The organism is Sphingopyxis lindanitolerans, assembly GCF_002993885.1.
Classification (GTDB): Bacteria; Pseudomonadota; Alphaproteobacteria; order Sphingomonadales; family Sphingomonadaceae; genus Sphingopyxis; species Sphingopyxis lindanitolerans.
Map to the genome: position 1 here is coordinate 3,658,655 of NZ_CM009578.1, position 26,201 is coordinate 3,684,855.

The window sequence follows — 26,201 nt, forward strand, 5'->3', positions numbered from 1 at the left end:
TCATGTCGCTGATGCAGCTTTTCCTTCGCCTGATGTTCGACCCCTCCCGGTCCGTTTGCCGCCGCCAGCGCGACGAGCGCGGCTTCACCCTGACCGAGTTGATGGTCGTGATCTTCATCATCGGTCTACTGGCGACGGTCGTGATGATCAATGTGTTGCCGAGCCAGGACAGGGCGATGGTGACGAAGGCGAAGGCCGATATCGCGACGCTGGAAAGCGCGCTCGAACAATATCGGCTCGACAATCTCGTCTATCCGGCGACCACCGACGGGTTGAACGCGCTCGTTACCGCGCCGCCCGCGCTCGCGCAGCCCGAGCGTTATCGCCGCGGCGGCTATATCAAGAAACTGCCGAACGATCCGTGGGGCCGTCCTTATGATTATCAGGCGCCCGCCGCGAACGGAAAGGCGTTCGACGTCTGGTCGATGGGCGCCGACGGCGCGCCGGGCGGAACCGACGACAATGCCGATATTCACGGGGACAACTGAACTCCGCACGGGTGACCGCGGCTTCACGCTCGTCGAACTGATGGTCGTGCTCGCGATCCTCGCGCTCGCGGCGACCGCCGTCGTGCTGACGATACCCGGCGAGGAACGCACGGTGCGTACCGAAGCCGACCGGCTGGCCGGGCGCCTTGCCGCCGCGCGCGATGTCGCGGTGATCGAGGGGCGCAGCGTCGCGGTGAATTTTGCGCCCTCGGGCTATGGCTTCGAGCGGCGGGTCGACGGCGCATGGCAGCCACTTCCGGGCCGGGCCTTTGAACAGCGACGCTGGCCGAGCGACATCCGGTTCACCGCGGGCGACGGGCAGGCGGCGGCGCGCGTCCGCTTCGACCGCATCGGCACCAGTCCGACTCCGCAGGCGGTCGTGCTCAGCGGCGGCGCTGCGCGCGAAATCGTCCGCATCTCTGCGATGGGGGAGGTCAGCCGTGGCGAGTGACGAGCGCGGATTCACCCTTCTTGAGATGCTGGTCGCGCTCAGCATCATCAGCATCGCGGGCCTGACGCTGGTGCGGCTCGACGCCTATGCGGTGCGCACGGCGGGCGATCTTGACGAGAGCACCATGGCGGGCATCGTCGCGCAGAATCGCGCGGTCGAACTGTGGACCGATCCGTCGCCGCCGACGATCGGTTCGAGCGCGAGCAGCGTGTCCAACGCGGGGCGGAACTGGCGGATCGAGCAGCGCGTCGCGCCGACCGCCGACGACGCGCTGCTGCGCATCGACCTGATCGTGCGGCCCGAGACGGGGCGCGGGCAGGCGGCGCTGACGATCATCAGGCCGTCGCGATGAACGACGAGCGCGGCTTCACTCTCGTCGAAATGCTCGTCTCGCTGTCGATTTTCGCGGCGATCGCGGCGATGGGCGTCGGCTTGCTCCGCAGCAGCGTCGATACGCAGGACGCGGTGCAGGCACGGCTCAAGACGATGGGCGGACTCAACCGCGTGCGCGCGGTGATGGCGAATGATCTGGCGCAGGCGGTGCAGCGTTCGACGCGCGGGGTGTCGGGAGAGAATGTGCCCGCCTTTCTCGGCTCGTCGACCGGCTTCGCTTTCGTCCATGCCGGCGCGGGGGCCGGGGACGGTAGCCCGAGGCCCGATGTCGAGCGTGTCGGCTATGCGCTGACCGGCGGCGAGTGGCGGCGCGCGACCCAGCCGATGCTCGACGGCACCGCGCTTTCCGACGGCGACCGGCTGGCGGGCGAGGTCGCGAGCGTCGCCGTCCGCTACCGCGACGAGCACGGCAATTGGGCTGAAAGCTGGACGAGCGACCCGGACGACCGCCTGCCGCGCGCGGTCGAGGTGCGGCTGACCCGCGCTGGGCGCGCGCTGCTGACGATGTTGTTCCTGACCGCGCCCGCCGCCGTTCAGGCGCCTGCGCCGTGACGCGCGGCGAGCAGGGGGAGCGCGGCGCGGCGCTGTTGACGGTGCTGTTGCTCGTCGCGGTGATGTCGGTGATCGCGGCGACCGCGCTTGACCGGTTGATGCTCGCGACGCGCATCGCGGGCAGCGCCGCGGCGGTCGATCAGGGCCGCGCCTATGCCTTTGCCGCCGAACAGATCGCATTGCGCCGCGTCGCCAGCCTGGTTTCGCGCGATCCGACGCGGCTGACGCTGGACGGCGGTTGGCTGGGGCGCGATTTCACCCTGCCGTTGCCGGGCGGCGAAGGGCGCGCGCGGCTGACCGATGCGAATAATTGCTTCAACCTCAACAGTCTGGTCGCCGAAGTAACGCCGGGCAGGCTTAGCCAGCGGTCGGGGGCTGTGGCCCAGTTCGCGGCGCTGATGAAGCTGATCGGCATCGGTGACGGCGAGGCGCAGCAGATCGCGGGGGCGACCGCCGACTGGATCGACAGCGACAGCAACGAAGGGCCGCTTGGCGCCGAAGACAATGCTTATCGGGGGATGCAGGCGCATTATCTCGCCGCCAACCGGAAGATGGTGGATGTTAGTGAAGTTGTCGCGGTGCGTGGGGTCACGCCGAAAGTGTATGCGAAGCTAAAGCCTTGGATTTGCGTGATTCCTTCTGCCGATCCGGTGAAACTTAACGTCAATACGTTGTCGGCGGAGCAGGCGCCGCTGATCGCGATGCTGCTGCCCGGCGAATTGACCGTCGCGGATGCGCGCGCGGCGCTGGCGACACGGCCTGCCGGCGGCTATGGCAGCAGCGTAAGATTCTGGGAAGCGCGGGCGTTCGAAGGGCGCAAGCCGCCGCAGGATGTCGCCGAACAGGCGGGGGTGACCAGCCGCTGGCTGATGCTGACGACGAAGGTGACGATGGGGGACGGGGTTTTGACGGCAAGGTCGCTCATCGATGCCAATGGCGGCGCGGCCAGCGCCGGGCAGGCGCCGCCGGTGATCGTCCGCCGCGACTGGGGCGAGAGCGACTGACATGAGCCGCACCTTGATCCTTTGGCTGCCCCCGGTGGCGACGCTCGCGGACGAGACGGCGGCGCGACCGGCATGGCTGCGCGTCGATGACGGCGTGATCGTCGATTCGGGACAGGACGACGGCTGGGTCGATGCGTGGGAAAGCCCGCAGGGGGACGAGTCCGCCGACGACCGGCTTGTTGCCTTGGCTCCGGCGGCCGACGTGCTGCTGCGCTGGCACCATTATCCCGACGCCGCGCCTGCCCAGGCGGCAGCGGCGGCGCGCCTCGATGCGCTCAAGGACAGCCTTGGCGAGGCATCGGCGCTGCATGTCGTCGCGGGGCAACCCGCCGAAGCGGGGCAGGCGGTGGCGGTCGCGGTGACGACGCACGCCGCGATGACCGCGTGGACCGGGTGGCTGGCCGCGCAGGGCCTGTCGCCCGCCGCGATCATTCCGTCGGCTGCGACGGTGCCGCCGCCCGAACCCGATGGAATGTGGATGACCGAGTTGGGCGGCGAAGCGATCGTCCGCACCGCCGATCGCGCGTTTCTGTCCGATCCCGAAATCGATGCGCTGGTCGCGGGCGGGCGTGATATCGCGCCGCTCGAGCCCGAACGGATGCGCGAGGCGCTGCTGCTCTCGCTTGCCGCACCGCCGCTCGACCTGCTCAGCGGGGCATGGAAGCCGAAGCGGAACTGGTCGGTCGATCCGGCGTTGCTGCGGCTCGCCAAGCGGCTGCTGGTCGCGCTCGCCGTCGTCAGCCTGTTGATCCCGATCGTCCATGCCGTCCGGTTGACGGCCGATACCAGCCGGGCCGACGAAGCGACTGTTGCAATAGCAAAAAAGGCGGGCATCATCGCATCCGATGCCGAAGCGGCGGAGGCCGAGATCGACCGGCGGCTGGCCGCCATGGGCGGTGGACCGCTCGCTTTCTCGGTCCCCGCCTCCGCGCTTTATGACGCGATGCGCGATACGCCGGGCGTGTCGCTCAAGACTTTGTCGCACCGCACCGACGGGACGCTGACGACGACGCTCGCGGCGCCGCGCATCGACGATGTCAACAAGGTGCTGCTCGCGCTCCAGGCGCACGGCGATCGCATCACGGCGCAGCCGATGGCGGGGACCGACGGCCAGCAGATGGCGACGGTGACGATACGGGCGGTGCCATGATCGATGGTCTGAAAAGCTGGTGGAGCGGCCTGTCGATGCGCGAGCGCTGGCTTGTCGGCGCTGCGGGAGCGCTGGCGCTCGTGGTGCTTGCATGGGCGCTCGGTCGCCCGGCGGTTGCCGCCTTCCTCGACCTCGAAGCCCGGCATCGCACCGCGATCGAGCGCGAAGGCCGTGTCGCGGCAAAGGTCGCGCTGCTGGCCGGAAAGCCGGCGAAGGCGGCCGCTTCGGCGGGTGATGCGACCCGGATCGACCAGTACCTCGCGCAATCGGCGGGGGAGATCGGGCTGACGCTCGACCGCAACGAAGCGCGCGGCGATCGGCAGGCCACCATCGCGATCGCGACCGCCAAGGCGCCCGTGCTGACCGACTGGCTCGCGGGGCTGGAGGGGCAGGGGTTTGTTGTCGACCAACTCACGATCACCCCCGCCGCCGACGGCACCGTCGGCATGACCGCCGAGCTTAGAAAGGCCGGGCCATGAACGGACGTTGGCGTTGGATCATCGCCGCGACGCTGTTCGCGCTGGTCCTGATGATCGCGACCTTTCCGATGCGGCTCGCGCTGTCGTTGGCGGGCGCCGATGAAGCCGGCATCGCGGCGCGCGAGATTCGCGGCTCGGTCTGGTCGGGGACATTGATCGATGCGCGGCTCGGCGCGCTGCCGCTCGGCACCGTGGAGGCGAGCCTGTCGCCGCTCGCGCTGCTCGGCGGCGACACCGAATTGCGCTTCGCCCGCACCGACGAACGGCTCGGGGCGCTGTCGGGACGCCTGCATGGCAGCGATCCGCGCGGCCTGTCCGACGTCGACGGCGTCACTTCGCTGTCGGGCGGCGGGCTCGGCATCGTTCCGATCGACACGATCCGGTTCGAGGGCGTGTCGCTGCGTTTCGACAGCGCCGGAAAATGCGCCCGGGCGGCGGGGCGGCTGCAACTGATGGTGAACGCGCCGATCGCGGGGCTCGACCTGTCGCGCGGTCTGTCGGGGCCGCTGACCTGCGCGCAGGGCCGGGCGCAGGCGGCGCTGGCGAGCCAGTCGGGGATGGAGCGGCTGACGCTGTCGTTCGACGCGCACGGCGCCTGGCGCGGGCAATTCGCGATCAATGTCGATCGCGATCCGGCGATGGCGGCGGCGCTGACGGTGCTGGGGTTCAAGCCCGGATCGAACGGATATGTGCTGACGACGACGGGGCGGTTTTAGAACGCCGTGCCGGGACTATGATCCGCTTCCCCGAGCGAAGACGAGGGGTCATGCCGAGCGAAGTCGAGGCAGCGACGGTGCGGGTTCTCGCTTCGCTCGAACGAGCCCCTCGGCTCCGCTCGGGGAAGCAGGGTAGAGGGAAGCCGTGAATCGCATCCTGTCCTGTTTCGACGCTTTGCCGATCATCGGCGCCATCCTTCTCGCAGGCATCATGGGCCTCATTCTTGGCAGCTTCATCGCGACGCTGGTGCTGCGCTGGCCGGCAGGGCGATCGGTGCGCGGGCGGTCGCAGTGCGACGGCTGCGGCCGACCGCTTCGTGCGTGGGAACTGGTTCCGCTGCTGTCGGCGCTTTGGGCGCGCGGAAAATGCGCGCGGTGCGGCGCGCGCATCGATCCGTTTCACGGACGGGTCGAGATCGCTTCCGGGCTGATCGGCGTCGCCGCGCTGGCGCTCCTGCCCGGCACCGCGGGCTGGCTCTGGGCGCTGTTCGGCTGGTTGCTGTTGCCGCTCGCGCTGCTCGATGCCCGGCATTTCTGGCTTCCCGACCGGCTGAGCGCGGTGCTTGCGATCGCCGGGCTGTTTCTGGCCGGTCCGATGCTGGGGGTCGGCCTGCTCGACCGCTGGATCGGGGCGCTCGCGGGCGGCCTGGTCCTTGCCGCCATCGCCTGGGCCTATCGCCGCCTGCGCGGCGATGACGGGATGGGCGGCGGCGATCCCAAGCTGGTCGCGGCGATCGGCTGCTGGCTCGGCTGGCAGGCGCTGCCGCTGATGTTGCTGCTCGCCAGTTTTGGCGGAATCCTCTGGGCGCTCGCCGCGCAAGGAAAAGGGGACCGGCCGCTTGCCCGGCGGCCGGTCCCCTTCGGTCTCTTCGCTTGCGCCGCCGCGTGGGCGACGGTGCCGTTGTGGCCGCTGTTTGTCGGTTCCAGCTAGCTGGAACGACCCGGCACCGGCCCGCCGACGTCAGTCGGCGAAAATCAGCGCGAGATGACGACGGTCACCGCGCGGCGGTTCTGCGCCCAGGCTTCCTCGTTCGAGCCGAGCGCCGCCGGGCGTTCCTTGCCATAGCTGATCACGTCGATCCGGCCCGGGTCGACGCCCAGCGTCGCGAGGTAATTCTTCGCGGCATTGGCGCGGCGTTCGCCGAGCGCGATATTATAGTCGCGGGTGCCGCGTTCGTCGGCATGACCTTCGAGCGTGACGCGCACCGCGGGGTTGCGCGCGAGCCATTGCGCCTGGCTCTGCAACGTCGCCTGATCCTCGGCATCGACATTATATTGATCGAAACCGAAGAAAATCCGGTCGGCCGAAACATTGGCGACAAAGTCTTCCTGCGATCCGGGAACGACGCCGCCGGTATTCGTTCCCGTATCGGTGCCGGTTCCTTCGGGTGCGGGCGGCAGTTGTTCCGGCGCCTTCTTCGCACAGGCACCCACAGCAAGCATGGTGATCGCCGCGATCATCGCGGTGGTTTTGCGTATCGTCATGTTGTCTGTCCTCTTGTTGTTGCGTTTTTCAGTCGTGACCGCGGGGCATTAACCTGCATTGAACGCAAAGAGTCAAACCCCGCGGGTTTCCTTTGGTTCCGCGGCCTCCCATCAGGGGAGGATCGGCCCCCAGCTCGGGTCCGATCCGTCCTGCGGCGTCGGCAGGCGGCGCAGGTTCACGCCGGTCAGATCGACCTGCCACAGCGACGATTTGCCCGCCTTGCCCGGCGAGGTGCGGAAGAACTGGATGACGCGGCCGTTCGGCGACCAGGTCGGCGCTTCGTCCTGCCAGCTGTTGGTCAACAGGCGCTCGCCACCGCCCGACGGCGTCATCACGCCGACGCGGAACTCGCCGCCGCCCATCCTGGTGAAGGCGATCAGGTCGCCGCGCGGCGACCATTCGGGGGTCGCATAGCGGCCGCCGCCAAAGCTGATCCGCTGCTGGTTCGATCCGTCGATGTTCATCGTATAGATTTGCTGGCCGCCCGATCGGTCGCTCTCGAACACGATCTTGCTGCCATCGGGCGAGAAACTGCCGCCGACGTCGATCCCCGGCGTGCTGGTCAGCCGCACCGGGGTGCCGCCGTCGGCCGAGATGCGATAGATGTCGGTGTTGCCGCCGACCGCCATCGAATAGAGGATCTGGCGACCGTTGGGCGACCAGCGCGGCGCGAAGGTCGCATTCTTGCTTTCGGTCACCAGCTTTTGCGTGCCCGCATTGATGTCGTAGATGAAGACGCGGACGCGGTCGTTCAAATAGCTGACATAGACGATCTTCTTGTAATCGGGCGAGAAACGCGGCGAGAGGGCCAGCGCCTGGCCGTTGGTGATGAAGCGGTGGTTGCCGCCGTCCGAATCCATGATCGCCAGCCGTTTGATGCGGTTCCCCTTCGGCCCGCTCTCGGCAATGTAAGCGACGCGGCTGTCGAAGAAGGGCGATTCCCCCGACAGGCGCGAATAGATGGCGTCGGCGCATTTATGCGCGGCGCGGCGCCAGTCGGCGGGCTGGATTTCATAACCCTGCCGCACCAGTTCGCTGCCGAGGTCGGTGTCGTAGAGATAGCAGCCGACGACGAGCCCGCCGGTGCCGCTCGCCTGCACGAAACCGTGGACGACATTCTCGGCGTTCCGCGCCTGCCAGTCGGCGAAGCGCGGCGCGCGCACTTCGGCCATGCTGATCGCGCGGACGCTGCCGGGGCCGAGCGGCGCATAAAGCCCGCTGCGTTCGAGGTCGGCGGCGATCACGTCGGCGATCTGCTTGCCGAGGCTGGCGGTGTTGAGCCCCGCGACATTGACCGCCGCCGGGGTCGCGAAGGCGGGGACCGCGATGACGGTGCGGTCCTGCGACAGCGTGCCGGTGATCGATTCGCGTGGGCCGTCGGCGGGCGGCTGCGCCGCGGACTGATCCTGGGCGATCGCGGGGCTGGTGGCTGCCAGAAGGAAGCCGGCGATCAAATATCTCGCAAGAGTCATGCTCATCTCACCTTGTCGAAGTCCAATGTGTAATTCTGCCAATAGCTGAAATTTTCTTCCGGCAGGTCGAAGGGTGCGGCCAGTTCGATCGCCTTTTTCGCGCATTCCTGATGGCGTTCGACCTGGAAGCGGTTGCTGTCGTTCTGCCCCGATGTCGTCACGCCGGTGAAGCCGGCGAGCGCGCCCGACGGCGTCAGCCGGAATTTCACGACGGTCTTCAGCTTTTCGACATCGACTCCGCTGACCTTGCAGCGGTCCCAGCGCGGGCCGACCCTGGCCTTGATGCTGACGTCGATCGAGCGGCGCAATTCGGAGGAGGTGGTCGCGGCGGGCGCGCCCTTGCTCGCGGGCCTCTTGGACTGCGTCCGCGACAGGCCGTCGACGATGCCGTCGAGGCGGCCGGTCGGACGGGACGTCGCCTTCTTCGCCGGCGCCTTGGGCGCGGGCTTGGGCGTTGCCTTTTGCGCGGCGGGGGGCGTTTTCCGGGACGGCACCGGGACGGGCCGCGCGACCTGCTTCGGCGCGGGCGCCGGGGTTGGCCGCACGACCGGCTCGGGAAGCGGCGGCGCGGGGACGGGTTCGGGCGGCGCGGCGATATCGTCGGCGTCCTCCTCGCCCAGCCGCGCGGCGGGCGGAGTGTCGCTGATCAGCGGGGCGGAGGATTGCGCCGCGGTCTCGGCGACCAGATCGACTTCCATCGGCGGATTGTCGAAACGCCGGTCGCCGCCGGTCCACTGGATCGACAGCAGGCCGATCACGACGACATGCAGCACCACCGCGATCGCGATGCCGGTTTTCTGATTCCCCCGTGGTGCCGTTTGCGCAGCCATGGTCATAGCCTAGGGGTTCGTCTCTGAACCATCACTGACCGCCGCCTGGCTCGGCGCGGGGCCGTCCGATCCGGTGGTGACGAGCGCGATCCGCGTCAGCCCGGCGCGGTTGAGTTCGCCCATCACGCGCATCACCCGCCCGTAATCGAGGCCCTTGTCGGCGCGCAGCATGATCTGGCGCGGTTTGTCGCCTTCCTTCTGCGCGCCAACGATCGCGTCGAGGCGAGCGGGAAGCTCGGCCTCGGGAACGACCTCATCGCCGATATAGAGGGTGTCGTCGGCATTGATCGAAAGCTGGATCGGCTCCTGCTCCTCGGTCTCGACCGGCTTGGCGCGGCTTTCGGGCAAGTCGATCGGCACGGCGGAGGCCAGCAAAGGCGCGGTGATCATGAAGATGATCAGCAGCACCAGCATCACGTCGACGAGCGGGGTGACGTTGATTTCCGACATCGGCGCGCGGCGACTGCCACGTCCGCGCCGCCTGGCCGCGCCGCCGGAGGGGCCGGTCATCGCCATCAGCCCTCGACCTCCAGCTCGCGGCTGAACATCGCGTGCAGCCCGTCGGCGAAGCGGTCGAGCCGCGATTCGAGCCGGTTCAGCCGCTGCGAAAAGGCGTTGTAGGCGATGACGGCGGGGATCGCGGCGAACAGACCGATCGCGGTCGCGAACAGCGCCTCGGCAATGCCCGGCGCGACGACGGCGAGGCTGCTGTTGTTCGACGCGGCGATCGCGGTGAAGCTGCGCATGATGCCCCAGACGGTGCCGAACAGGCCGACGAACGGCGCGACCGCGCCGATGGTGGCGAGGGTGCCGATCTTCTCGGCCAGCCGGTCGACTTCGCCCGCGACCGCCGAATTCATGGCGACGCCCAGCCGCTCGCGCGTGCCCTCGCGATCGACATTCTTGCCCTTGGTCGAACGGCGCCATTCGGAAATGCCCGCGCCCAGTATTTTCGAGCTCGGCAGATCCTCTGTGCCATTCTTGTCGAAGAATTTATCGATATTGTCGGCGCGCCAGAAATCGCGCTCGAAACTTTCCGACGCGCGCATCAGCTTGCCGACGCTGCGGCCGTGCGTGAAGATCACCGCCCAGACATAGATCGACGCGATCAGCAGCCCGATCATCACCGCCTTGACGATGATGTCGGCCTGGATGAACAGCGCGATCGGGGACAAAGTCGCCGCGTCGGCGGCCAGCTTGATATTGTCTAGCAAGGGAAAGTCTCTCCATTCATGATGGCGGTAAAGCGGTCGGCCCAGCCCGCGGGCTGGCGGCGTGGTCGGCCCTCGGGCGACAGGAAGGCAGCGGTAACACGCCCGTCTGTAAGCCGCTCTGGCGTTAACTCATCCTGACTGCGAAGGATGCGCTGCGCGATGATCACGCTCGCGCCGCGCACCGCCTCGACGGTGCTGACGACCAGCAGATCGTCGTCGAGTTTCGCGGGGCTGCGATATTTTATGGTCAGGTCGGTAACCGCCCATGCGCCTTCGCCGCTCTCCATCGCCGCGCGCTGGTCGATGCCCGCGAGGCGCAGCATGTCCGAGCGCGCGCGCTCCATATAGCGCAGATAATTGGCGTGATAGACGATGCCCGACAGGTCGGTGTCCTCGAAATAGACGCGCGCCCGGTAATGATGCGCGGCCCCGACGAAGGCGCCGGGGACGAAAGGGGGAGGAATGGCCGCCATGGTCAAGACCGATAGCGGGTGGGCGACTCGCCGGAAAGCCCTGTTCAACGGTTCGTCGCAAGTCGCGGCCGATTGGTGGAATGAAAAGCCTGGAAATCCGTGGCTTTTACTTGTCGAACAATCCATCCTGCGATCCCGCGGGCGGATTGAGCCCCAGATGCTTCCACGCGCTGGCGTTGAGCATCCGCCCGCGCGCGGTGCGGGCGATCAGCCCGATCTGGAGCAGATAGGGCTCGATCACATCCTCGATCGTGTCGCGCGGTTCGCTGAGCCCGGCCGCCATCGTCTCGACGCCGACCGGGCCGCCGCGATAGATGTCGGCGATCATCGTCAGGTAGCGGCGATCCATCGCATCGAGCCCGAGCCCATCGACCTCGAGCCGGTTGAGTGCCGCGTCAGCGGCCTTCGCATCGACGACGGCGTGGCCCGCGACATGCGCGAAATCGCGCACGCGGCGCAGCAATCGCCCGGCGATGCGCGGGGTTCCGCGCGAACGCTTGGCGATTTCGAGCGCACCGTCGGCGGCGATCGGCAGCGACAACAGCCTGGCGGCGCGCGTGATCACCTGTTCGAGCTCGCCATGCGTATAGAAATGGAGCCGCACCGGGATGCCGAAACGGTCGCGCAGCGGCGTCGTCAGCAGCCCCTGCCGCGTCGTCGCGCCGACGAGGGTGAATTTCGGCAGGTCGATGCGGACGCTGCGCGCCGACGGCCCTTCGCCGATCATGATGTCGAGCGCGCGGTCCTCCATCGCCGGATAGAGGATTTCCTCGACCGCGGGCGACAGGCGGTGGATTTCGTCGATGAACAGCACATCGCCGTCCTCGAGATTGGTGAGCAAAGCCGCGAGGTCGCCGGCCTTGGCGATCACCGGGCCGCTGGTCGAGCGGAAGCCGACCCCAAGCTCGCGCGCGACGATCTGCGCGAGCGTCGTCTTGCCGAGCCCCGGCGGCCCGAAAAAGAGGACGTGGTCGAGCGCATCGCCGCGCGCCTTCGCCGCTTCGATGAAGATGCGCAGATTCTCGCGCGCCGCCGCCTGCCCGACGAATTCGGCGAGCGATTTGGGGCGCAGCGCGGCGTCGGCGTCCTCGGGGGTGCGGATGGGGGTAGTGAGGGGCGGCTCAATCAAAATGCTCGATCCCTTCGCCGGTAATCGAAACCCAAGGTTCCATCCGGTCCTCGTAAACCGAATAGTCGGGGACGAAGCCATGGCCCGGCTCGAAATTGCCGAGCGGGATCGCATAGGCGTCATGATAGGGCCGCGCCCGGTACCAGACGCCCGAACCGCAGGTGCCGCAGAAGAAGAAGTCGGCGGTGTTGCCGCTGGCGCCGGTATATTGCCACATCTTCGTGTTCGCTTCGCCCTCGGTGCGAACTTGCTCGGCGGGGAAACGGACCTGCGCGGCAAAGGCGCTGCCGCTGCGCGCCTTGCACTCGCGGCAGTGGCAAACCGACACGCGGATCGGATCGCCGGTGCAGGTGATGCGAACCTGGCCGCAGCGGCAGGATGCGTGGCGGGTGGTTTCGGTCATTTCGCGACCTTCTTGAGCGCCACCCGCACCAGCGCGTCCAGCGTGGCCCCCGCGCCGAGTTCCTCGTTCGCCGCGGCGACCGCGCTGCTCGCCTCGCCGGGTTTGAAGCCGAGGCCGGTGAGCGCGGTGACGGCATCAGCGAGCGGGCCGGGGGTGGTAGCGGAGGAGGGACTCGAACCCCCGACGATGGGACCCAGACCGCCCGCCTTGTCCTTCAACTCATGCGTGATGCGCTGCGCCAGCTTTGGGCCGACACCGTTGGCGCGCGCGATCATCGCGCTGTCGCTGCTGGCGAGCGCGCGCTGCAGGTCGCCGATTTCGAGCGCCGAGAGGATCGCGAGCGCGACCTTCGCGCCGACGCCCTGGACGCTGGTGAGCAGGCGGAACCAGTCGCGTTCCTCGGCGCGTGCAAAGCCGAGCAGGCGCAGGAAATCCTCGCCGACGAGCATTTCGGTGTGGATGGTGACGTCGCCGCCGATCGCCCCCAGCGCATCGAGCGTGCGCGCCGACGCCTCGACCAGATAGCCGACGCCGCCGACGTCGATCACCGCATGGCCTGCGCCGCTGCTGTCGAGCCGTCCGGTGAGTTTCGCGATCATGGCCCGTGCTTAGCGGGGCAGGAATGAAAAGGGAACAGATTTGGTTCGGGCGAAGAGGCGACGAGCGTCTGCTTTCGACCCAGTCCCCTTTCGTCCCTCGTCACCCCAAAACTTGTTTCAGGGTCCATGGCCTGCCGTTTCCTTCGGCGCAGCGTTGGACGAGACCTCAGGCCATGGATGCTGAAACAAGTTCAGCATGACGAGGCGGGAAATGGCAAAGGCCGCTTTGCGGCAAACGCCAGCCTCTTTGCGTCTTCGCGTGAAATCTATCGAGCTGGCGGCCGATGATTGGCGTGGCAGATCGCGACCGCGAGTGCATCGGCGGCGTCGGCGCCCGTCACCTTTGCGCCGGGGAGCAGCACGCGGAGCATCGCCTGGACCTGCTCCTTTGCCGCGCCGCCGGTGCCGACGATCGCTTTCTTGACGAGGCGCGGCGCATATTCGCCCACGCTCAACCCGGCGCGCGCGCAGGCGAGGAGGGCGACGCCGCGGGCGTGGGCGAGCTTCAGCGTCGATTGCGGATTGTCGTTGACGAAGATTTCCTCGACCGCCGCGCACATGGGCGCATGGTCGGCGATCACCGCGGCGAGCATGGTGTCGAGATGCGCGAGCCGGTCGGGCAGGGGGGCCTTGGCGTCGGTCTTGACCTGGCCATTGGCGATGTGGCTGATCCGGCTGCCCTCGACGCGGATGACGCCCCAGCCGGTGCAACTGAGCGAGGGATCGAGGCCGAGGATGATCATCAAATTCCGTTCATGTCGAGCGAAGTCGAGACACCGTGAAGGCAGTCACGACCGATGGGCATCTCGACTTCGCTCGATGCGAACGGGGTTTGAGGGTTAACCAAGCCTTTCCATCACCGCGTCGGGGATTTCGTAATTGCCCCATACGGTCTGGACGTCGTCGTCGTCGTCGAGCGTGTCGATCAGCTTGAACAGCGTCTGCGCGACGCTTTCGTCGGCGATTTCGCTTTTCAGCGTCGGTTTCCATGCGAGCTTGACGCCCTCGGCCTCGCCGAGCCGGGCTTCGAGCGCTTTCGCGACCTCGTGCAGGCTGTCGACGCTGGTCCAGATGTCGTGGCCGTCCTCGGACGATTCGACATCGTCGGCGCCCGCGTCGAGCGCGGCTTCGAACACCGTGTCGGCATCGCCCGCTTTCGCGGGGTAGCTGATCAGGCCGAGCCGGTCGAAGCCGTGGCTGACGCTGCCGCTGGTGCCGAGGTTGCCGCCGTTCCTGCTGAACGCGGTGCGGACGTTGGTCGCGGTGCGGTTGCGGTTGTCGGTGAGCGCCTCGACGATCAGCGAGACGCCGCCGGGGCCATAGCCTTCGTAGCGGATTTCCTCGTAATTGTCGCCGTCGCCGCCCGCCGCCTTGTCGATCGCGCGCTGGATATTATCCTTTGGCATCGACTGCGCCTTGGCCGCGTTGACCGCCGCGCGCAGGCGCGCATTGGCGTCGGGGTCGGGCAGGCCCATCTTCGCCGCGACGGTGACTTCGCGCGCGAGCTTCGAGAAGAGGGCGCTGCGCTTTTTATCCTGCGCGCCCTTGCGGTGCATGATGTTCTTGAACTTGCTATGGCCGGCCACAGCTTACCTCCATCGAATGGAAAAATGTGGCGTCGCACTAGCGCGGCGGGGGCGATCACACAACCACGGCGGTTCCCGACGCGCTGACCATCAGCATCGACCCGTTCTGGCCGAGCACTTCATAGTCGAGATCGACGCCGATCACCGCATTGCCGCCAAGCTTCGCGGCCTCGGCCTCCATCTCGCCGAGCGCTTCCTTGCGCGCGCGGGCGAGGACATCCTCATATTTGCCCGAGCGGCCGCCGACGATGTCGGTGATGCTGGCGAACAGGTCGCGAAACAGATTGGCGCCGACGATCACTTCGCCGGTGACGATGCCCAGATATTCGCGGACCGGACGGCCCTCGACGTTGTTGGTGGTGGTGCTGAACATGATGACGAATCTCCCACACTTCCGTTCGGGCTGAGCTTGTCGAAGCCCCGTCCTTGTTCTTCGACGTTTAAAGAGAAGAACGGTCCTTCGACAAGCTCAGGGCAAACGGGGAAGAGAAGTTCCTCAGCCGATGCCGAGCGCCGATTTGTAAACGTCGAGGATCGCTTCCATTTCCTTGCGGTCGTGGACGGGCATTTTGCGCAGGCGGACGATCTGGCGCATGATCTTGGGATCATAGCCCTGCGATTTCGATTCGAGATAGACGTCGCGGATATCGTCGGCGATGCCCTTTTTCTCTTCTTCCAGCCGTTCGATGCGCTCGATGAAAAGGCGCAATTGTTCGTCGGACACGGTGGCTTCGCTCATTTTGGACTCCGCTGAAGATTGGATTTTGCGTGGCGAGAATCGCCTCGACGTCCACCTAGCGGGGTCCGGGATTCTTCGCCATGCTTTCTTCCATCCGGGCGAGTTGTTCGGGGGTTGCGGCGACCTGATGGCGCGCTTTCCAGGCTGCGGTGGGCATGCCGTGGACGATCGCGCGGCCCGCTTCCTTGTCCATCGCGCCCGCCTCGGCGATCCAGTCGCCCAGGCAATTGCGGCAGAATCCGGCGAGCCCCATCAGGTCGATGTTCGCTGCGTCGCTGCGATGCTGGAGCAGGCGGACGAGGCGGCGGAAGGCCGCGGCGGCGACGGCGTCATCGAGCGTGTCGAGCGCGTCGCCGGGGGCGATCGGGTCGTCGCTGCAGGACATGGCGGATTTCCTTCGTTTGGGGCGATGAATAGCTATACGCGGCTTGCCTTCGCAGGGGCAACGGGCCTAGGCAAGCGTCGAGATTTTCCCCCAGCATCGGAGCATTTGTGGTCCAGAGTTTCACGCCCCGCCAGCGCAAGGTGCGCATCCTGGCGACGCTCGGCCCCGCGAGTGCGAATCCCGAGATGATCGCCGCGCTTCACGTTGCCGGCGCCGATGCCTTTCGCGTCAACATGAGCCACGGCGACCATGCCGGCCACGCCAAGGCGATCGCCGCGATCCGCGCGCTGGAGAAGGACACCGGCCGCCCGACGACGATCCTCGTCGACCTGCAAGGGCCGAAACTGCGCGTCGGCACGTTCAAGGACGGCCCCGCCGAGTTGGTGACGGGCCGGACGTTCGTCCTCGACGCCGACCAGGCGCCGGGCGACGCGACGCGCGTCCACCTGCCGCACCCCGAATTATTCGCCGCGCTCGAACCGGGCACGCGGCTGCTGATCGACGACGGCAAGCTGGTGCTGCGGGTCAAGCAGGTCGACCCCGGCCGGATCGAGACGGTGGTCGAGGTCGGTGGCAGGATTTCGGACCGCAAGGGGGTCAATGTTCCCGACGTCGTCGTCCCCCTCGCGGCGCTGACCGAAAAGGATCGCAAGGATCTGAGCTTCGCGCTCGAACAGCATGTCGACTGGATCGCGCTGTCGTTCGTCCAGCGCCCCGAGGATGTCGCCGAGGCGCGGCGGCTGATCGGCGGCAAGGCGTCATTGCTCGTCAAGTTCGAAAAGCCCGCGGGGGTCCAGCGGCTCGAGGAGATACTCGAGATCGCCGACGCCGCGATGGTCGCGCGCGGCGACCTGGGGGTCGAACTGCCGCCCGAGGCGGTGCCGCCGCTGCAAAAGCGCATCGTCGCGACCGCGCGGCGGATGGGCAAACCGGTGGTCGTCGCGACGCAGATGCTCGAATCGATGATCGTCTCCCCCTCGCCGACGCGCGCCGAAGTGTCCGACGTCGCGACCGCGGTCTATGACGGCGCCGACGCGATCATGCTGTCGGCCGAAACCGCGGCGGGCGCGTGGCCGGTCGAGGCGGTGACGATGATGGACAGCATCGCGCGCTCGGTCGAAAGCGATCCCGATTATTTCCGCCGCCTGCATTTCACCGAGACGCAGCCCGATGCGACCACCGCCGACGCGCTCGCCGAGGCGGCGGGCACGATCATCCAGACGATCGCCGCGGACGCGATCATCTGTTTCACCGCGTCGGGATCGACCGCGCGCCGCGTCGCGCGCGAGCGGCCGAACGCGCCGCTGCTCGTCCTGACGCCGAAGCGCGATGCGGCGCGGCGCATGGGACTGCTGTGGGGCGCCCATGCGGTGCCGACCAAGGATATCGGCAGTTTCGAGGAGATGATCGCCAAGGGCAAGCGCATGGCGCTGCGTCACGGCATCTGCACCGCGGGGGCCAAGCTGGTGATGATGGCGGGCGTTCCCTTTGGCACGCCGGGGTCGACCAACGTACTCCACGTCGCGACGCTGACTGGCGACGAGCTGCGCGGATATAGCTGATCCGATTCAAATCGGCACAAAAGTTACCGCGCGATTCAGAAAATTTCGCACCTGATTCAGTTCGGGACGAACAAAAATGGTAAATGATGTTTGCACCATTGACGGCACGCGGCATAGTCGGTGCAAGTCGCGTGTCGGGGCCAGCGTCGGGCGGGTCCGCATCATGAGTCCGGAGGTTGTCCCGCGTGTCCGCACCGTTCCGTTTTCCGCGCTTCTTCGTCACCAGCCCGGCGCCCTGCCCCTATCTGGCGGGCAAGACCGAGCGCAAGGTTTTCACCGAGCTTAGCGGCAACAATGCGAGCGAGCTGAACGACGCGCTCGGCCGCATCGGGTTCCGTCGCAGCCAGTCGGTCGCCTATCGGCCGAGTTGCGCCGATTGTTCGGCGTGCGTTTCGGTGCGGGTCAGCGCCCACGAGTTCACCCCCAGCAATTCGCAGAAGCGCACGATCCGCCGCAACCGCGACCTGGTCGCCACCGCGTGCAAATCATGGGCGACCGAGGAGCAATATGCGCTGCTCCGTTCCTATCTGGGCTCGCGCCATCCCAATGGCGGCATGGCCGACATGGACGAGCAGGATTTCGCCGACATGGTCGAGCAGACCCCGGTCGATTCCTATATGATCGAATATCGCGAGCCGACCGCCGACGGCAGCCGCGGCCGCCTGGTCGGCTGCTGCCTGACCGACCGGCAGGGCGACGGATTGTCGATGATCTACAGCTTTTTCGACGCCGCCCACCCGCTGCGCGAAGGGCTGGGCACCTATATCATCGCCGACCATGTGCTGCGCGCCGCCAAGGCGGGGCTGCCCTATGTCTATCTCGGTTACTGGATCGAGGGGTCGGCGCGCATGGGCTATAAGGCGCGCTTCCGCCCGCTCGAAAAGCTTGGCCCCGATGGCTGGACGCGCTTCGAGCCGATCGCATCGGACCGCATCGCGGCGATGTTCGAACTGGCGTGACGGGTGGCCGGGACGGGCCAGCCGACGCGGCTGCGCGTCGGGTCGCGGCGTAGTTGCGAACGTCTCGCAGAAGATAGAATCTCCCGTCTCGCCGGTTGACCTTTTCCCGCTTTCAAGGGCATAGCTCTTCGTCCAGGACATAAGTCCGGGTCGCATCCATAGGTGATCGCTCAGGGGTGAGCGATTTGGGGGATTGGGATGCCCGTTCGCGCGTTCGTCAGTGTCAGGACCGAAAGCTGCGGTCGCGCCTGCGGGGACGTGCGCGCATGAGCGACGTCGTGAAGGTCGCGATCATCGGATCGGGGCCGGCCGGGCTCAGCGCCGCGGCGCGCGCGGGACAGCTCGGGATGAGCCATGTCCTGCTCGAAAAGACCGACCACCTGTCCGACACCATCTTCAAATATCAGAAGGGCAAGCGCGTCCTGGCGACGCCCGAACGGCTCGACCTGCGCTCCGACTGCCGGTTCGCCGAGGGTGCGCGCGAATATATTCTCGGCAATTGGGACGAGGATGCCGCCAACAACAAGGTGAATGTCGTCAAGCACGCCGACGTCGCCGAGGTGACGGGCGAGAAGGGCGCGTTCGAGATCAAGACCGCGAAGGGCGATGTCTATCGCGCCGAGACTATCGTCCTTGCGATCGGAACCCAGGGCAACCCGAACCGCATGCGCTGCGGCGGCGCCGACCTGCCGCACATCATCTATCAGGTCGACGATCCCGAAGATTTCAAGGACAGGCATATCACCGTCGTCGGATCGGGCGACGCGGGGATCGAAAATGCGCTCGGCGTCGCCGAGGAAGCGCTCGAAAATACCGTCACCATCCTGAACCGGTCGAAGGATTTCGCCCGCGCCAAGGCGAAGAATGTCTCCGACATGACCGAGGCGGGCGAAAATGGCTTTCTGTCGATCCGCACCGAGACGCAGCCCAAGCTGGTCGAGCCGGGCTGGTTGACGCTGGAGACGCCGAACGGCGACGAGAAGATCGAGTGCGACGTCATCGTCGCGCGGCTGGGGTCGGTCGCGCCGCGCGGTTTCGTCGAATCGATGGGGATCGAATTCACCGGCCCCGACCGCGAAGCCTTTCCGAAATTGTCGCCGACCTTTGAATCGACGGTGCCGGGCATCTTCGTGATCGGCGCGCTCGCGGGCTATCCGCTGATCAAGCATTGCATGAACCAGGGCTATGACGTCGCCGAGTTCATCAATGGCAACACCGCGCTGACCCCCGCCGACGAAAAGGATCTGGCGGCGATCTTCGCCGATCTGCCGCAGCGAAAATCGGTTTCGGAGTGGCTCGACTATCTGCGCGAGCGGGTGCGCATCTTCGCCGATGTCTCGCCGCTCCAGATGCGCGAGTTCATGCTCGATTCGAAGGTCGCTTTCTATCGCAAGGGCGAGGTGGTGTTCGAGAAGGGCGACCCCGGATCGTCGCTGTTCGCGATCGCCGACGGCCATGCCGATGTCGAGGTCGGCCCCGACGTCACCGTGCCGATCGAGCAGGGATCGATTTTCGGCGAGGTCGGCCTGATTTCCGGCCGCAAGCGCGGCGCGACGATCCGCGCGGGCGCCGACAGCATCTTCGTCGAAGTGTCGCGCACCGCCGCGCTCAAGCTGATGGGGTCGGTGCCGGGGGCGAAGCGCGCGATCAACCGCATCTCGCTCGAACGCCAATTGCTCCAGATTTTCAAGGGCGGGCTGACGGTCGAGGATCTTGAGCCGATCGTCGAGGATCCGGCGATCGAGCGGGTGCCGGCGGGCAAGGTCGTTCTGGCCGAGGGCGATGCCGGCGACGATGTCTATGTCGTCCGGTCGGGCTCGATGGTCGTCGAGAAGGATATCGGCGGCAAGCCGATCTTTCTGCGCTACCTGCCGGCCGGCAGCTATTTCGGCGAGATGGCGGTGCTCAGCGGCGCGCCGCGCAATGCCACGGTCAAGGCCGCGGTGGCGAGCGAGATCATCCGGCTGAAGGGACAGCAATTCAAGGACATGCTCGCCAAACGGCCGCAGGTCCGTGCCGCGACCGAGGCCGCGGTCGCCGAGCGCGCGCAGATGAACAGCTTCATCGAATCGCGCAAGGCGAGCTATTCGAGCGCGGTCGACCTCTATTCGGACACCGCGGGCTTCATCATGAAGGAGGGGCTGGGCGAAGCGACCGACGCGCTGCTCATCGACGAGAATCTGTGCGTCGGCTGCGACAATTGCGAAAAAGCCTGCGCCGACAGCCACGAAGGCCTGTCGCGGCTCGACCGCGAGGCGGGCAAGACCTTTGCGCATCTGCATGTGCCGACAAGCTGCCGTCACTGCGAGCATCCGCACTGCATGGCCGATTGCCCGCCGAACGTCATCCATCGCGGCCCCGATGGCGAGGTGTTCATGGAGCCCGGCTGCATCGGTTGCGGCAATTGTATGCGCAACTGCCCCTATGGCGTGATCCGCATGGAAGCCGCGCCGCCCGAGAAGCCGAGCCTGCTGCGCTGGCTGCTCACCGGCTTCGGCCCCGGCCCCGGCGAGCCGTCGCCCAAATGGACCAAGAAGCAATTGGGCGACGAAAAGCCCAAGAAGATCGCGGTCAAATGCGACATGTGCAAGGGCATCGCGGGCGGTCCCGCCTGCGTGCGCGCCTGTCCGACCGGCGCCGCGATCCGCGTTTCGCCCGAGGAATTCCTGTCGATCGCGCGGCTTCAGGAGGATGCGGGCTGATGGCATCGCTTTTTCAGCGGCGCCGGTCGAAGGCGACCCAGACCGAGCGCGTGCGCGAGCGGCGGCACGAGGGATTCCTGCGCTACGCCAATTTCCGCTGGGCGAAGATTTCGGGCGGGCTCTGCCTGCTGGTCATCGTCTCCTATGCGCTGATCGACGTCACGCCGCGGCCGAGCGGCGGCACCTGGTATGGCTATATGCTCGGCACCATCGGCGCGCTGCTGATCCTCTGGCTGACGGCGCTCGGCTATCGCAAGCGCAAGATGACGCGCGATTATTGGTCGCTCAAGGCCTGGACCTCGGCGCATGTCTATCTGGGGCTCAGCCTGATCGTCATCGGGACGTGGCACACCGGCTTCCAACTCGGCTGGAATGTCCACACGCTCGCCTGGGTGCTGATGATGCTGGTGATCCTGTCGGGGCTCTATGGCGTCACCGTCTATGCGATGCTTCCCGCCGCGCTGTCGAACAACCGCGACGAGATGACGCAGATGCAGATGCTCGAGGCGATCCGCGCCTTTGACCGCCAGCTTCACACCGCCGCGCAGCCGTTGACGCCCGAGGATACGGCGCCGGTGCTCGCGGCGCTCGACGAGGATCCGTTCGCGGGCGGCATCGCGGCGCGATTGTCGGGGCGCTATCCCCGATGCGCGACCGCCGCGGCGCTCGGCACCCTGCGCCTGTCGCGCAGCAGCGGCGCCGAGGGGCGCGAGAAAGTGATCGGGTTGCTGTCGCAGAAGGAGGCGGCGCTGGCGCGACTGCGCCAGCATCTGCGCATTCGCGCACTGCTCGAAATCTGGCTCTATGTGCATGTGCCGCTGACCTTTGCGCTGATCGCGGCGCTGTCGGCGCACATCATCAGCGTCTTCTTCTACTGGTAAGGCGGGGAGGGAACCATGAGCTTCATCCTGCGCCGCATCTCGACGACCAAGACGGGCAAGCAGATCATCCGCGATCAGGCGTTGCCGGGCGACGCGATCACGCTTGGCCGCGACGCCGGCAATGTCATCCATGTCGCCGACCTGGCGGTCAACCCGCAGCATGCGACGATCACGAGCGCCGATGGCCGCCATGTCCGCGTCGCGGCGAGCGAAGGGCTGGGGTTCGATTTCAACGGCCGGACGGTCGATGCCGCCGATATCGACAGCGCCGCGGGCGCCGAGCTGCGCTTTGGCGGCCACCGCCTGACCATCGCGCGCGAGGGCGATGCGATCATCCTGCTGGTCGAACGCATCGACGAACTGTCGCAATCGTCGAAGGATGTCGACGAGGCAAAGGCCTTTTCACTCGCCGGGGTGATGCCGGGCAAGCGCATGGGGGCCTGGACCTTCGGCATCGTCGTCCTGCTCGCTTTCCTGATCGGGCCGATCTGGGCGTGGCACAGCTTTCGCCATGTCGACGAGCGGCCGCAGGGCTATCACGCCGACATGACCTGGTCGTCGGGGCCGCTGTCGAGCGCTCACGCCAATCTGAAGGGCGACTGTCAGGCGTGCCACGTCCAGCCGTTCGTCGCGGTCACCGACAAGGCGTGCATCGGCTGCCATACCGGCGAGCATAAGGCGATGAGCATGGCGCACGCCAATGCGCCGACCGCGATGCTGCTCGCCGCGCGGCATCCGCCGGGGGTGGGCGAACGCATCCTCGCGGGCTTTGCCAAGACCTTCAACCGCCCGCAGGGGCGCTGTGTCGAATGTCATACCGAACATGAGGGCGCCGGGCCGATGCGGGCGACGCCGCAGAAATTCTGCGCCGATTGCCACGACGGGATGAAGGCGCGGTTGGTGGGCGCGGGCTTCAAGCCGACGGTCGCCGACGCCGCCGATTTCGGCACGCTCCACCCCGAATTCCGGCCGCTGGTCCGGCCGGGACCGGGCGGCAAGCTGGTGCGCGCGATGCCGGGCAAGGCCATGCTCACCGACCATGACGGCCTCAAATTCCCGCACGACCTGCACTTGCAGGCGACCGGCGGGGTCGCGCGGATGGCGGCGAGTTTCCGCGGCCGTTACAATTTCGGCGCCAAGCTCGAATGCGAAAATTGCCACCGTCCCGACGCCGATGGGGTGCGGATCAAGCCGGTCGAGATGGAGCGCGACTGCGCGATGTGCCACAGCCTCGCGTTCGAGACCGTCGGCGGCGTCACCCGCACGCTGCGCCACGGCGAGCCCGATCAGGTCGTCGCCGACCTGTTCGCTTATTATCGCTCGACCCCGCCGACCCGGCCGCTGCAACTCGGCGGGATGGAGCGGCGGCGACCGGGCGCCTATGCCGAGGGGCAGGTCTACAACATCTATTTCCGCGAAGTCGCGGTGCGCCCGAGCCGTGCCGAGGATGCGGTGCGCGCGGTCTTCTCGAAAGGCGGCGCCTGCTATGACTGCCACACCATCACCCCACCCGCGGCGGGGAACAAATGGCGCGTGACGCCGGTCGACCAGACCGCGCGTTTCCTGACCAAGGGCTGGTTCGACCATGACGCGCACAAGGAAACCGACTGCGCCGACTGCCACACCATGGCGACGGGGTCGAAGGCAGCGACCGATCTGCTGATTCCGAAGCTGCGCCAATGCCGCGATTGCCATGTCGGCGAAACCGGAGCGCGGATCGTCAAGGTCGATACCGCGACCGAATCACCGTGCGCCATGTGCCACGAATATCACTCCGACGGCGGCAAGCCGTGGATGCCTGCGCGCCAGCGCAAGAAAAAAATCGCGATGGTTACCGATCGTCCACCCCGGGAGGTCTATGCTGTGACTGCGGTCACAGGTCCGGCGCGGCGTCATCTTTATGATGTGACGTGGCGCGCGCCGGTGCTGGGATTCGCAAAACGGGGCGGATGACAACGGGGCGGTCGCGACCAGGCGGCCGGAGCAGGGGCAAGGGACGGACATGCTGATCGCCCAGATCACCGATATCCATATCGGGTTCGATCCCGACAACCCCGCGGAGTATAATCGCAAGCGGCTCGACGATGTGCTCGACGCGCTGATCGAGGGGGTGAACCGGCCCGACCTCTTGCTGGCGACCGGCGACATCACCGATCGCGGCGATCCCGACAGTTACCGCCGGTTGGCGACCGCCTTTTCGCGCTGTCCCTTCCCCGTCTGGCCGAGCGTCGGCAATCATGATTTGCGCGACAATTTCCACGCCCAATTCCCGGGGTTCGACGACGGCAACGGCTTTGCCCAATATACGGTCGAACTGCCCGAATTGCGGCTGGTCACGATCGACACGCTCGAGGAGGGTCGGCACGGTGGCGCCTTTTGCGACGCGCGCGCGGCGTGGCTCGACGCCGAACTGGCGAAGGAGCGGGCCAAGCCGACCTATATCGTGATGCACCACCCGCCGGTCGAAAGCGGTATCGAATGGATGAACACCCATCCCGACGAACCATGGGTGCATCGCTTTGCCGAGGTCGTCCGCGGGCACGGCCAGGTCCGCGGGCTGATCTGCGGCCACCTCCACCGCAGCGTCACCGTCGCGTGGGAGGGGCGCACGATCGCCATCTGCTCCTCGACCGCGCCGCAAGTCTCGCTCGACCTGCGCCCGATCGACGAGAATCGGCCCGACGACCGGCCGATGATCGTCGCCGAAGACCCCGCCTACGCGCTCCACCATTGGAACGGGCGCGAACTCGTCAGCTTCTATGACCATGCGGGCGCGCATACGATGCTCGCCAAATATGACGAGCGGCTCCAGCCATTGGTGCGCGAATTGAAGGCGGAGAGGCCGGCCTGAGAATTGTCGTCGTCCCCGCGCAGGCGGTGCGGCGGTTTTTCAAGCGGGTTTGCAAACACGAGTCCGGCAACCTGCCTCGCTTCCCTCTGCCTTCGTCATGCTGAACTTGTTTCAGCATCCATGGCCGGGTCTCTCCGTCCACGCCGCGCTTCCTTCGAGGGCGGACCATGGACCCTGAAACAAGTTCCGGGTGACGAGAGCAGGGAGTCGGCTCCGTCGTCGTATTTGCAAGCGATATGATCGCCCTCTCAATAGCCCAGCGTCAAATCCACCCGCGGCTCGACGGACTCGCCCTTGTGCCAGCGGTCCAGATTGGCGAGGAAGCGTTCGGCGGCACGGACGAACATCTTGTCCTGCGCGCGGCCCGACAGGTGCATGGTGATATGCGCATTGTCGAGGCTCCACAGCACATCGTCGGCGGGAAGCGGTTCGGGGGTGGTGACGTCGAGAAAGGCCGACGCGATCTGCTTTGCATCGAGCGCCGCGACGAGCGCGGCCTGATCGACCACCGTGCCACGCGCAATGTTGATGAGCGTTGCGGTCGGCTTCATCGCGGCCAGTTCGGCCGCGCCGATCATGCCGTCGGTCTCGGGCGTCGCCGGGACCGCGAGGATCACCCAGTCGAAATCGCCGAGCCGGGCGCGCCACTGGTCGGGGGTCAGCGTTCCCGCGCCGCCGGTCGTCTTGGGGGGGGAACGCCGCACGACGGTGACGTCGACGGCAAAGCCTTTCAGCCGCTCCTCGATCAGCTTGCCGATCGCGCCATAGCCGAGCAGCAGCGCCTTCGACCCGTAGAGTTCGACCTTGCCCGGCGATTCGATCAGCCATTCGCGCCGTTCCTGCGCGCGGACGACATCGCGATAGCCCTTGGCGACGGTCAGCATCCCCATCACGACATATTCGGCGATGGTGATCGCGTTGATCCCCGCGCCGTTGGTCACCACCGTGCCGCGCTCCGCGAGCAGATCGAGCGGCATACCATCGACCCCGGCGTAGATGGAGTTGAGCCATTTCATTCTGGTCGCCGCGGCGATCACCGCCGCCATATCTCTTTTATCATACATGTCGAACCAGCCGATCCCGGCCTCGGGCGCGAGCGCCATCGCCTCGTCCTTGCTCATGAAGAAGCGGGGCTCGACCCAGTCGGGCAGGCGGCTTTCGACGAGCGGCCGGATCAGGCCGGACAGGATGGTGACGGTTTTGGTCATAGGCGATCCTTCTGATCCTCCCCATCGACTTGCGATGGGGAGGTGGCATCGCGAAGCGATGACGGAGGGGTTTTGCCGAACGTCGTCAGCCGATATTCGACGATCTCGACAACAGATTGGGCAACTGTGGCGGCGCTGTCCAGTACATCGCGCGCCGGGATGCGAATTGTGTCGATGCGGTTGGCGCGGAGCCAATGATCGCGTCGCTGATCGTGCGCCGGATTGTCACCCATATCATGCGCCATGCCGTCTATTTCGATAGCCAGATTGGCGCGGGCGCAGAAGAAATCGAGGACATAAGGACCGGCGGGATGCTGCTTGGGAACTTGTGCCCGCCGGGAGATGTGCGAAGAATCTGCCATAGCATCGCTTCGGGAAGGCTGAGCTCGCGCCGAAGCCTCTTCGCACGGCGAACCGTATTTGCGGGCTGGTCAGGACGCATCGCCGCTCCCCTCCACCACGCCCTACGGGCGCGGTCCCCCTCCCCAT

Annotated in this window: 31 protein-coding genes; 15 read left to right on the forward strand and 16 right to left on the reverse strand. The window is 66.7% G+C overall.

Going from position 1 to position 26,201, the window contains the following annotated elements:
* Positions 1-2 precede the first annotated feature (2 nt).
* From gspG to CVO77_RS17375, 9 genes are all read left to right on the forward strand, one after another.
* On the forward strand, positions 3-488 hold the full coding sequence (gspG, locus tag CVO77_RS17335) for a type II secretion system major pseudopilin GspG (protein WP_106000131.1): 486 nt from the start codon (positions 3-5) through the stop codon (positions 486-488).
* The gene (locus CVO77_RS17340) at positions 463-939 is read left to right on the forward strand and encodes a GspH/FimT family pseudopilin (protein ID WP_106000132.1); all 477 of its coding nucleotides are present in this window, start codon (positions 463-465) and stop codon (positions 937-939) included. Before gspG ends, CVO77_RS17340 begins: the two co-directional genes overlap by 26 nt.
* Positions 929-1,291, forward strand: coding sequence for a type II secretion system minor pseudopilin GspI (gspI, locus tag CVO77_RS17345; protein WP_242445998.1), 363 nt, complete (start codon positions 929-931; stop codon positions 1,289-1,291). The genes CVO77_RS17340 and gspI overlap by 11 nt, the downstream gene beginning before the upstream one ends.
* Positions 1,288-1,884, forward strand: a complete 597-nt coding sequence (gene gspJ, locus CVO77_RS17350) for a type II secretion system minor pseudopilin GspJ (RefSeq protein WP_106000133.1) — start codon at positions 1,288-1,290, stop codon at positions 1,882-1,884. Before gspI ends, gspJ begins: the two co-directional genes overlap by 4 nt.
* Entirely contained in the window at positions 1,881-2,888 is a 1,008-nt protein-coding gene (gene gspK / locus CVO77_RS17355; RefSeq protein ID WP_242445999.1) for a type II secretion system minor pseudopilin GspK, read from the forward strand. Before gspJ ends, gspK begins: the two co-directional genes overlap by 4 nt.
* A 1-nt stretch (position 2,889) precedes the next feature.
* A complete protein-coding gene (gspL, locus tag CVO77_RS17360; RefSeq protein ID WP_106000134.1) occupies positions 2,890-4,038 on the forward strand; it encodes a type II secretion system protein GspL in 1,149 nt (382 codons plus the stop codon).
* Positions 4,035-4,517, forward strand: a complete 483-nt coding sequence (gene gspM, locus CVO77_RS17365; protein ID WP_106000135.1) for a type II secretion system protein GspM — start codon at positions 4,035-4,037, stop codon at positions 4,515-4,517. Before gspL ends, gspM begins: the two co-directional genes overlap by 4 nt.
* Positions 4,514-5,233 (forward strand): type II secretion system protein N, encoded by a 720-nt coding sequence (gene gspN, locus CVO77_RS17370; protein WP_106000136.1) that lies wholly within the window; start codon positions 4,514-4,516, stop codon positions 5,231-5,233. The genes gspM and gspN overlap by 4 nt, the downstream gene beginning before the upstream one ends.
* 211 nt (positions 5,234-5,444) lie before the next feature.
* Complete coding sequence (locus CVO77_RS17375; RefSeq protein ID WP_106000918.1) at positions 5,445-6,164, forward strand: prepilin peptidase; 720 nt, start codon at positions 5,445-5,447, stop codon at positions 6,162-6,164.
* Between the two features lie 44 nt (positions 6,165-6,208).
* On the opposite strand, the gene pal is transcribed toward CVO77_RS17375, so the two are convergent.
* From pal to CVO77_RS17445, 14 genes are all read right to left on the reverse strand, one after another.
* Complete coding sequence (pal, locus tag CVO77_RS17380) at positions 6,209-6,718, reverse strand: peptidoglycan-associated lipoprotein Pal (protein ID WP_192878840.1); 510 nt, start codon at positions 6,716-6,718, stop codon at positions 6,209-6,211.
* A gap of 111 nt (positions 6,719-6,829) precedes the next feature.
* The gene (gene tolB / locus CVO77_RS17385; protein WP_106000137.1) at positions 6,830-8,197 is read right to left on the reverse strand and encodes a Tol-Pal system beta propeller repeat protein TolB; all 1,368 of its coding nucleotides are present in this window, start codon (positions 8,195-8,197) and stop codon (positions 6,830-6,832) included.
* Positions 8,194-9,021: a hypothetical protein gene (locus CVO77_RS17390; protein WP_106000138.1), complete on the reverse strand. Its 828-nt coding sequence runs from the start codon at positions 9,019-9,021 to the stop codon at positions 8,194-8,196. Before CVO77_RS17390 ends, tolB begins: the two co-directional genes overlap by 4 nt.
* Before the next feature lie 9 nt (positions 9,022-9,030).
* Positions 9,031-9,537: a protein TolR gene (tolR, locus tag CVO77_RS17395; RefSeq protein WP_106000139.1), complete on the reverse strand. Its 507-nt coding sequence runs from the start codon at positions 9,535-9,537 to the stop codon at positions 9,031-9,033.
* A complete protein-coding gene (tolQ, locus tag CVO77_RS17400; protein ID WP_106000140.1) occupies positions 9,537-10,235 on the reverse strand; it encodes a protein TolQ in 699 nt (232 codons plus the stop codon). The genes tolR and tolQ overlap by 1 nt, the downstream gene beginning before the upstream one ends.
* Positions 10,229-10,708, reverse strand: a complete 480-nt coding sequence (locus CVO77_RS17405; RefSeq protein ID WP_106000141.1) for a YbgC/FadM family acyl-CoA thioesterase — start codon at positions 10,706-10,708, stop codon at positions 10,229-10,231. The genes tolQ and CVO77_RS17405 overlap by 7 nt, the downstream gene beginning before the upstream one ends.
* Before the next feature lie 106 nt (positions 10,709-10,814).
* Positions 10,815-11,837, reverse strand: coding sequence for a Holliday junction branch migration DNA helicase RuvB (gene ruvB, locus CVO77_RS17410; protein ID WP_192878841.1), 1,023 nt, complete (start codon positions 11,835-11,837; stop codon positions 10,815-10,817).
* Positions 11,830-12,240 carry a GFA family protein gene (locus CVO77_RS17415; RefSeq protein WP_106000142.1) on the reverse strand — a complete coding sequence of 137 codons (411 nt, stop codon included), beginning with the start codon at positions 12,238-12,240 and terminating at the stop codon, positions 11,830-11,832. The genes ruvB and CVO77_RS17415 overlap by 8 nt, the downstream gene beginning before the upstream one ends.
* Positions 12,237-12,839, reverse strand: coding sequence for a Holliday junction branch migration protein RuvA (gene ruvA, locus CVO77_RS17420; RefSeq protein WP_106000143.1), 603 nt, complete (start codon positions 12,837-12,839; stop codon positions 12,237-12,239). Before ruvA ends, CVO77_RS17415 begins: the two co-directional genes overlap by 4 nt.
* Positions 12,840-13,105: 266 nt before the next feature.
* Complete coding sequence (ruvC, locus tag CVO77_RS17425) at positions 13,106-13,582, reverse strand: crossover junction endodeoxyribonuclease RuvC (protein WP_106000144.1); 477 nt, start codon at positions 13,580-13,582, stop codon at positions 13,106-13,108.
* Between the two features lie 96 nt (positions 13,583-13,678).
* A complete protein-coding gene (locus tag CVO77_RS17430) occupies positions 13,679-14,425 on the reverse strand; it encodes a YebC/PmpR family DNA-binding transcriptional regulator (RefSeq protein ID WP_106000145.1) in 747 nt (248 codons plus the stop codon).
* Between the two features lie 55 nt (positions 14,426-14,480).
* Positions 14,481-14,798: a YbjQ family protein gene (locus tag CVO77_RS17435; protein ID WP_106000146.1), complete on the reverse strand. Its 318-nt coding sequence runs from the start codon at positions 14,796-14,798 to the stop codon at positions 14,481-14,483.
* 123 nt (positions 14,799-14,921) lie between these two features.
* On the reverse strand, positions 14,922-15,164 hold the full coding sequence (locus tag CVO77_RS17440; RefSeq protein ID WP_106000147.1) for a DUF2312 domain-containing protein: 243 nt from the start codon (positions 15,162-15,164) through the stop codon (positions 14,922-14,924).
* A 55-nt stretch (positions 15,165-15,219) separates the two neighbouring features.
* Entirely contained in the window at positions 15,220-15,549 is a 330-nt protein-coding gene (locus CVO77_RS17445; protein WP_106000148.1) for a DUF1244 domain-containing protein, read from the reverse strand.
* A gap of 107 nt (positions 15,550-15,656) precedes the next feature.
* On the opposite strand from CVO77_RS17445, the gene pyk reads away from it, so the two are divergent.
* The 6 genes from pyk (at position 15,657) to CVO77_RS17475 (ending at position 24,504) form a co-directional block, all read left to right on the forward strand.
* Positions 15,657-17,111, forward strand: coding sequence for a pyruvate kinase (gene pyk / locus CVO77_RS17450; RefSeq protein ID WP_106000149.1), 1,455 nt, complete (start codon positions 15,657-15,659; stop codon positions 17,109-17,111).
* 185 nt (positions 17,112-17,296) lie between these two features.
* Positions 17,297-18,070: an arginyltransferase gene (locus tag CVO77_RS17455; protein ID WP_106000921.1), complete on the forward strand. Its 774-nt coding sequence runs from the start codon at positions 17,297-17,299 to the stop codon at positions 18,068-18,070.
* Positions 18,071-18,336: 266 nt separating this feature from the next.
* Positions 18,337-20,772, forward strand: a complete 2,436-nt coding sequence (locus CVO77_RS17460; RefSeq protein WP_106000150.1) for a cyclic nucleotide-binding domain-containing protein — start codon at positions 18,337-18,339, stop codon at positions 20,770-20,772.
* Positions 20,772-21,653 carry a hypothetical protein gene (locus CVO77_RS17465; RefSeq protein ID WP_242446001.1) on the forward strand — a complete coding sequence of 294 codons (882 nt, stop codon included), beginning with the start codon at positions 20,772-20,774 and terminating at the stop codon, positions 21,651-21,653. The genes CVO77_RS17460 and CVO77_RS17465 overlap by 1 nt, the downstream gene beginning before the upstream one ends.
* Positions 21,654-21,668: 15 nt before the next feature.
* A complete protein-coding gene (locus CVO77_RS17470; RefSeq protein WP_106000151.1) occupies positions 21,669-23,606 on the forward strand; it encodes a cytochrome c3 family protein in 1,938 nt (645 codons plus the stop codon).
* A gap of 49 nt (positions 23,607-23,655) precedes the next feature.
* Positions 23,656-24,504, forward strand: coding sequence for a metallophosphoesterase (locus tag CVO77_RS17475; protein ID WP_106000152.1), 849 nt, complete (start codon positions 23,656-23,658; stop codon positions 24,502-24,504).
* A 248-nt stretch (positions 24,505-24,752) separates the two neighbouring features.
* Here CVO77_RS17475 and CVO77_RS17480 read toward each other — a convergent pair whose 3' ends face one another.
* Positions 24,753-25,712, reverse strand: a complete 960-nt coding sequence (locus CVO77_RS17480) for a D-2-hydroxyacid dehydrogenase (RefSeq protein WP_106000153.1) — start codon at positions 25,710-25,712, stop codon at positions 24,753-24,755.
* Positions 25,709-26,074 (reverse strand): endonuclease domain-containing protein, encoded by a 366-nt coding sequence (locus CVO77_RS17485; protein WP_242446002.1) that lies wholly within the window; start codon positions 26,072-26,074, stop codon positions 25,709-25,711. The genes CVO77_RS17480 and CVO77_RS17485 overlap by 4 nt, the downstream gene beginning before the upstream one ends.
* Positions 26,075-26,201: the final 127 nt, after the last annotated feature.

Excerpts from the sequence above, each read along its gene's own strand:
- ruvC (WP_106000144.1), bottom strand. The coding sequence starts at position 13,582 with ATGATCATCCTCGGCCTCGATCCCTCGCTCAGTTGCACCGGCTGGGGC.
- CVO77_RS17480 (WP_106000153.1), bottom strand. The coding sequence starts at position 25,712 with ATGACCAAAACCGTCACCATCCTGTCCGGCCTGATCCGGCCGCTCGTC.
- CVO77_RS17405 (WP_106000141.1), bottom strand. The coding sequence starts at position 10,708 with ATGGCGGCCATTCCTCCCCCTTTCGTCCCCGGCGCCTTCGTCGGGGCC.
- pal (WP_192878840.1), bottom strand. The coding sequence starts at position 6,718 with ATGACGATACGCAAAACCACCGCGATGATCGCGGCGATCACCATGCTT.
- CVO77_RS17415 (WP_106000142.1), bottom strand. The coding sequence starts at position 12,240 with ATGACCGAAACCACCCGCCACGCATCCTGCCGCTGCGGCCAGGTTCGC.
- ruvA (WP_106000143.1), bottom strand. The coding sequence starts at position 12,839 with ATGATCGCGAAACTCACCGGACGGCTCGACAGCAGCGGCGCAGGCCAT.
- CVO77_RS17470 (WP_106000151.1), top strand. The coding sequence starts at position 21,669 with ATGAGCTTCATCCTGCGCCGCATCTCGACGACCAAGACGGGCAAGCAG.
- CVO77_RS17375 (WP_106000918.1), top strand. The coding sequence starts at position 5,445 with ATGGGCCTCATTCTTGGCAGCTTCATCGCGACGCTGGTGCTGCGCTGG.
- CVO77_RS17390 (WP_106000138.1), bottom strand. The coding sequence starts at position 9,021 with ATGGCTGCGCAAACGGCACCACGGGGGAATCAGAAAACCGGCATCGCG.
- CVO77_RS17460 (WP_106000150.1), top strand. The coding sequence starts at position 18,337 with ATGAGCGACGTCGTGAAGGTCGCGATCATCGGATCGGGGCCGGCCGGG.
- gspN (WP_106000136.1), top strand. The coding sequence starts at position 4,514 with ATGAACGGACGTTGGCGTTGGATCATCGCCGCGACGCTGTTCGCGCTG.
- tolR (WP_106000139.1), bottom strand. The coding sequence starts at position 9,537 with ATGGCGATGACCGGCCCCTCCGGCGGCGCGGCCAGGCGGCGCGGACGT.
- CVO77_RS17475 (WP_106000152.1), top strand. The coding sequence starts at position 23,656 with ATGCTGATCGCCCAGATCACCGATATCCATATCGGGTTCGATCCCGAC.
- CVO77_RS17445 (WP_106000148.1), bottom strand. The coding sequence starts at position 15,549 with ATGTCCTGCAGCGACGACCCGATCGCCCCCGGCGACGCGCTCGACACG.
- CVO77_RS17440 (WP_106000147.1), bottom strand. The coding sequence starts at position 15,164 with ATGAGCGAAGCCACCGTGTCCGACGAACAATTGCGCCTTTTCATCGAG.
- CVO77_RS17340 (WP_106000132.1), top strand. The coding sequence starts at position 463 with ATGCCGATATTCACGGGGACAACTGAACTCCGCACGGGTGACCGCGGC.
- gspJ (WP_106000133.1), top strand. The coding sequence starts at position 1,288 with ATGAACGACGAGCGCGGCTTCACTCTCGTCGAAATGCTCGTCTCGCTG.
- gspM (WP_106000135.1), top strand. The coding sequence starts at position 4,035 with ATGATCGATGGTCTGAAAAGCTGGTGGAGCGGCCTGTCGATGCGCGAG.
- gspG (WP_106000131.1), top strand. The coding sequence starts at position 3 with ATGTCGCTGATGCAGCTTTTCCTTCGCCTGATGTTCGACCCCTCCCGG.
- CVO77_RS17435 (WP_106000146.1), bottom strand. The coding sequence starts at position 14,798 with ATGTTCAGCACCACCACCAACAACGTCGAGGGCCGTCCGGTCCGCGAA.
- CVO77_RS17465 (WP_242446001.1), top strand. The coding sequence starts at position 20,772 with ATGGCATCGCTTTTTCAGCGGCGCCGGTCGAAGGCGACCCAGACCGAG.
- CVO77_RS17485 (WP_242446002.1), bottom strand. The coding sequence starts at position 26,074 with ATGGCAGATTCTTCGCACATCTCCCGGCGGGCACAAGTTCCCAAGCAG.
- gspL (WP_106000134.1), top strand. The coding sequence starts at position 2,890 with ATGAGCCGCACCTTGATCCTTTGGCTGCCCCCGGTGGCGACGCTCGCG.
- tolB (WP_106000137.1), bottom strand. The coding sequence starts at position 8,197 with ATGAGCATGACTCTTGCGAGATATTTGATCGCCGGCTTCCTTCTGGCA.